Annotated in this window: 3 protein-coding genes; all 3 read left to right on the top strand. The window is 48.3% G+C overall.

Annotated elements, in window-relative coordinates; translation table 11 throughout:
* The first annotated feature begins 93 nt into the window (after positions 1-93).
* The 3 genes from BLW34_RS15235 to BLW34_RS17210 all read left to right on the top strand — a co-directional run bounded on the left by BLW34_RS15235 (position 94) and on the right by BLW34_RS17210 (position 1,607).
* Complete coding sequence (locus tag BLW34_RS15235) at positions 94-501, top strand: transposase (protein WP_218138892.1); 408 nt, start codon at positions 94-96, stop codon at positions 499-501.
* A 422-nt stretch (positions 502-923) separates the two neighbouring features.
* Positions 924-1,190 carry a hypothetical protein gene (locus tag BLW34_RS17215; protein ID WP_256203836.1) on the top strand — a complete coding sequence of 89 codons (267 nt, stop codon included), beginning with the start codon at positions 924-926 and terminating at the stop codon, positions 1,188-1,190.
* Positions 1,191-1,202: 12 nt separating this feature from the next.
* Positions 1,203-1,607, top strand: coding sequence for a hypothetical protein (locus tag BLW34_RS17210; RefSeq protein ID WP_256203835.1), 405 nt, complete (start codon positions 1,203-1,205; stop codon positions 1,605-1,607).
* Positions 1,608-1,719 lie beyond the last annotated feature (112 nt).

Below are 1,719 nucleotides of genomic sequence, written 5' to 3'. Positions count from 1 at the left end.
GTTTATGGCTATTGCCTCGTTTGCTGACAGGATCAAACTCTTTTTTATCAAGTTCCATTCCTCATCATTTATATCCGTTTTGTATGACATCTCTTGGCTTACTATCAAAAAATACTTGATTCTAATGGAAATCGTTTTGCCAGACAGCTTCTAAGCCCCTGGCAAGCCCATAAAAAATACGGTGAACGTGCGACTTGCGAAACCTGGATCGAAGAATCTAAAGGCCAAATGGGTATGGGCAAGATAAGAACGGCCAGCTTCTTGGCTAGCGCGGCTTTATTCCGCAGCGCGGTACTGGCTTACAATACCCTACGCTGGATGGCCATCATGAGTGGCAGCCCGACGCTTCGGCAATGGGAATCAGAAACAATACGGACATATTTGGTACGAGTAGCGGGCAAGTTGATCACGGGGAACCGGCAATTGACAGTTAAAACCTCGGGTAATCATCTTTATCCTCAAGTTTGGCATGATTGGGTGGCGGTTGGCTTGGGTTCGTGACCTGACAACTAAACGCCAAAACTAACGGCTATCGGTAGCCTTCGTTTGGGAAGGAGGGTTGAGCTTGGCCAATCGCTACCTAATTCCCATCATTCTTGGCAATCATTGGTATGTATCGGTTAAAAAACCTCAGTTCCACGTACACGCAAGGCATCGGCAGGCTTTGAATTATAAAATCCGGGAATAAAAAAGCAGGGCTCACAGTCTGGTTTTTTTAGGGCTTGCAGGATTTAGGTATTAACTAGATAAAACAGTGGGCAATAGCAAGTTTTAGGATTATTGTTTCGATAGGAAAAATCTGGTATTTAATAAAAATACATTGAAGGTATAATCAATGAACCTATTTTCCTCAGTTGAACCTATAAAAACAGCTGCAAACATAGTACTGTAAAGGTTTTACGGCTGAAGGAAGGAGTCACCCAATGGGTGAAGAGGATTTTGATGAAAAAGAAGTAGTAAAGGTGGTAGACAGCGCCGTGCAGGAGATGGCGCCAGCTGCAGAGGAGATGTGTTTGTTGACTCCTGGTGGTCGATTTCACGTACGCTGGGACGAAAACGGAAGTGCTACGGCTTTGGGTCAGTTGGCATTTTTTGCTGAGTTTTTGGAAGTTAGTGGTTTATTTAGCCGCCGGGTAGAGGGGTGCCCGCTCCCTTACACGAGTCCTAATGCGCCTGCGGTGGTTGATTGACTGGGCACTTGGTTGCTCTCCATTCTTGATGGGCAGCGACGCTATGCACACATCGCTGGGCTACGAGGAGACGAAGTTGCGCCTGAGATACTCGGCATGGGCAAGATTATGAGCGATGAGAGCTTACGCCGCGCGCTGAGCGCGCTTGTGCCAAATTTGCCCAAACGTTGTGATGAAGCGCAACGCGCGGCCTGCCTGGCCCAGCTGATGAAGAGTACGATCTGGATGGACACAGCGCTAAGTGAGAGTACTCGTGAGGCCTTGAATACTGCTTGGATTCTCGATGCTGATAGCAGCGTCAAGCTGTTGTATGGCCGTCAAATAGGTGCTGAGATTGGCTACAATCCCAGGAAGTCAGGGCAACCAAGCCATACCCTGCATACTTTACTTAATCAGCAATGTTCGCCTGGTGCTTGATGTCGAAGTGCAAAGCAGTAAATCCCATGCCGCCAAGCATAGCCTACCCCGTCTGCGGCAGCTGATCGAAGGGCTTGCTCCTGAGAAGCGTCCTGCTCTGGTGCGTGGCGAC

The sequence above is a fragment of the Nitrosomonas sp. Nm58 genome, assembly GCF_900107335.1.
Lineage (GTDB): Bacteria > Pseudomonadota > Gammaproteobacteria > Burkholderiales > Nitrosomonadaceae > Nitrosomonas.
Note: the sequence above shows the minus strand (reverse complement) of the source record. Positions and strands in the feature narration are given on the sequence as shown.